The sequence below is a fragment of the Paenibacillus taichungensis genome, assembly GCF_013359905.1.
Taxonomy (GTDB): domain Bacteria; phylum Bacillota; class Bacilli; order Paenibacillales; family Paenibacillaceae; genus Paenibacillus; species Paenibacillus taichungensis.
On record NZ_JABMCC010000070.1, the window covers coordinates 1 to 3870 of the forward strand.

2 protein-coding genes are annotated in these 3870 nt (G+C 29.8%); one reads left to right on the forward strand and one right to left on the reverse strand.

From position 1 onward, the window contains the following. The first annotated feature begins 28 nt into the window (after positions 1 to 28). The gene (locus HP548_RS00575) at positions 29 to 2350 is read left to right on the forward strand and encodes a tetratricopeptide repeat protein (protein ID WP_175380587.1); all 2322 of its coding nucleotides are present in this window, start codon (positions 29 to 31) and stop codon (positions 2348 to 2350) included. Positions 2351 to 2604: 254 nt separating this feature from the next. Here HP548_RS00575 and HP548_RS00580 read toward each other — a convergent pair. Continuing rightward, positions 2605 to 3870: PLP-dependent aminotransferase family protein (locus HP548_RS00580; RefSeq protein ID WP_217504572.1), on the reverse strand; the 1266-nt coding region annotated here is incomplete at its 5' end.

The window sequence follows — 3870 nt, forward strand, 5'->3', positions numbered from 1 at the left end:
AATAACTATAAATTATTTGGAGGTTGTTATGTTAGCAAGCAGTTTTTGGGATTTAGATTCTTGGGCCAAAATATTCAGCATAATTGCTGTTTTAATCCCAGCCTTATTAGCAATATATAAATATATAAAAAGGAAAAAAAAGAAAATTATAGTTTCTAATGCAAAACCCAATATTGCTTATTTTACGGACAGGATAGCAATTTCAGAAGAGATTTTTAAAGAATTACAACGTTCTAATGAAGGGCGAATGTTTCAAATATTCGGCTCACCGGGAGTGGGAAAAACTGAGTTTGCTAAATTAATTAATATGGCCGTTAATTATAATTGCCAGACTAAAGATGAGGAAGATTTTATTAGTTCGATTGGATATAAAAAAGAAAAAAATGTACAAGCATTTTTCATAAAATGTGAAAATAAGGACACATATCATGTGGCTATTAAAAATATTTTTGAACTACTACTAATTAATGAAAATTCAGACATTAATCGTACTAGCGCTGCCCATTTTATCATTGAAAAAATACGAAAGAAGAAAAAAACTCTTTTTATTTTTGATGATATAAAAAGTTATGTTGAACACGATAAATTTTGTGATCTGTGGAACGAAATAACCAATGGACTGAAAAAACTAAATTCAAATAGTGAATGTACTTTTATTCTATTTTATTCTGGTTTATTGGAAAAAAAAGAGGCCAACAACAATATATTTAAAATCTCTAGTATACAAAACTTGGAAGAAAAATATATGGTTGAGTACTTAAATAAGAGAAACATTTCGCTAGATAAAAACGAGTATGATAAATTGTTTGCTTTAACAGCGGGAAATATTCAAATGCTTAGTTTGATTGCAGATAAATATAATAAAGAAAAATGTTTCGAGATCAATTATAAAAATTTGAATGATATCACTGAGTTATTTTACAATTACATAACTGAGGATGAGAAAACAACGTTTAAACAAATATTATCTTTATGCGTATCAAAAAATGAGGTTTTCATTAGTATGTTAGGATTACTTAATGGTCCCCATAACCCTGTGATAATAGATCAATTTGATAAATTAGAAACAGTAGGATTAATTAGAAAAAATAAAAACTCGTCATACTCTGTTACTGAATCTTTGCTACTACCAGCGATTAATAAGGAGTTTCAGACTGTCCAATTAAATCAAACCAGAGTACTGGATTTAGTACAACAGATGCAACTTATGGTTGAAAATGAAATTGTCCATGAATTCATTCAACCTATGAAAACAGATGCTAAACTGATTGAAATATTAGATATTCTAAAAAAGAATAGTGATTCTAAAAATTATACAGCTACACTAAGAATCAGTTACCTTTTAAAGAATGTATCTCAACTGAAAGAACAGATTGAAGAAATTGATGGAGGTTCATTTTATGAAAAACTCATTTACTTTGTTGCAGATGCATCAATTGGTTATGGCGCATATAAGGAAGCTACAGAAGAAATTAAAACTAATACAAACTATTATGTATTGAGGCCTGAAACCGTAACTTCAGAAAACTTCGATGTAATTTTTTTATTGGGTAATTTATTTCATTTACAAAATCAATACACAAAGGCTATAGAACATTTTAAAATCATGAGTGAATCAAAAAATGTAAAAGAATCATTGTATTACAAATCAAAATGTTATTGGGGTATAGCACATTGTTATCGTCACATCGGTAATTTAGATCAAGCAATAGATTACTATGAGAATTCTATAACCATTTGTGAACTCGACATTGTACAAACAAAAGCAATATATATTAAATGTATGAACGAACTCAATAACATTTTCTTTTATAGAAACGAAAAACAACGATTTAGTTTTGATCATATTGATGCCTTAATTGAGGAGGGAAACTCTGTAGCTGATTTATCAACCAATAAATACAAAGCTATAGAACAGGGAATGAAAGGAAACTTTGATAATGCTATAAAGTTAATAGATGAAACGATAAGAATATATGAGAAGAAAAGTGAACGTCTACAATTTAATTTATTATTTGAAAAAGGAGAATTGCTAAGACGTAAGAAAGATTTCAAACAATCAATTGAATACTTCAAAAAGAGCCTAGATGCTTCCCTTATAAATGGAGATAAAAACATTGAGCTTTATAGCAATTTAGGTATACTCTCGGTTGAATTCGAATGTAACACACATTATTTTACAAAGTCCAAAGAGGAACAATTTAAATTACTGGAACACTGTTTAGAACTTTGTCAAAGTGAGGAAGAAGATGTTTGTTTTGAACTTGGAAAACAACATGTAATGGAGATGCGCGATATCTTAAATGCAAACGGACCTAGTTTTTACAGCAGAATTCTCCCATTATTTTAATAGCTAATTTCCCGTTCAATTATAACATTCTTGGAGGCAGGCACGGTTCAGGACGCGTTATCTATAACTAATGTTTCTAAATCTCTCAAACTAGAGGAGTCGTATTCGGGACGATGGTATTTGTCTACATCCAAGTCACTTTGTGACACCTGCATATAAACGAGTTTCATAATGGCCCCCCATACCACGTTATATTTATAAAGTGATATGGGGAACAGGAAAGCCCATCTTTATAGTGATTTCAGTTAAACTTTTTATAAGTTCGTGGAAGGGGTACTGAAAGTATAATTTAAGGAATCTGGTATTTTCAAATCTGCAATTAATTTTTGAGTATTTAAATTGGTAAATTGTAAACTATGTACTATTTTTGCTATCTGATCTATAGGGCCTTCTTGCCATGCAAGTCTTGCTATTTCTTGAGTACCTAGCCTTATACCGTACTCATTAAATAGCTTTTTATTTTTCTTATTAAGAGTAACATTATTTTTAAAAGCATTACTGAAAATAGTATTCATAGCATCTTTACTTGTTCTTATAAATACTTGATGAGTATTAGTTGGAATTTTGTTGAGATGAGGAATATCAAGACCGTACTCTGCAAGTGCTATACCTAATTCTTTTGAATATTCTATAGTTTTTTTAGCATATTCCTCTCCGAATATTTCCATCTCAAATAAAGTATAAAGTAAACTTACTACTTGGTGCATTTGAGTATTCCTAAGATATTTAGGACTTATATTATCGTCTAGTTTTTTTGCTATTTCTTCATTATTTGTCATTATCAGACCATTGGCCGGACCAGGAAGTGTTTTGTGTGTTCCACCAAATAGCACACAATTTATTGGATTTTCAAGTGGATTGGCTACTTGTTTCCCCGCAATTAAACCAAGGGTTTGGCTAGCATCATATAAAAATAAAGTATCAGAAGGAAGTTTTAATTTATCGTAATTTGGAACCTTTATAATATCCGATGGCGCATATAACAAGTATTTTATATCTTCCTCAATTAAAGTGTTGTAGATTTTTTCATAATCTAAATCAAATTCTTCATAGTTATATGGCATATCAATAATTTCTAAACCTAATCTTTTACATACATGTTCCATTGAAGGATGCCCACCTGACGAACTAGTGGAAAGCATGATTTTATCTCCAATATTAGTAAGAGACATCAAAATTGAGGTAACACAATTCATACCTGATAAGGTTCTAGCATCAGCATATTTAGATGAAAATAATTTAGAACATTGTGTACTTATTAGCTGATAAATTTCATATAAATGTTCACTTCCAATAAAATTATCCTCAGAGGAAAATGAGTTAACCCCGTTCATAATGTATCTTTCCTGATAATCTTGTTGTAAAGGTACTTTAGCAAAAGGTGACATCCTATTTTCTGCGGCACACAAGGGCAGTGTAAGCCTTTTTTTTGCTAAATAATCCTCCTCATTTTTTTTAAATTTCACATAATTTAAAACGGTATTTAACACAATAAAACCTCCAAATAATTTATAGTTATT

What these genes read in the sequence shown, in the direction of transcription:
- HP548_RS00575 (WP_175380587.1), top strand. Translation starts at nt 29, where the DNA reads ATGTTAGCAAGCAGTTTTTGGGATTTAGATTCTTGGGCCAAAATATTC.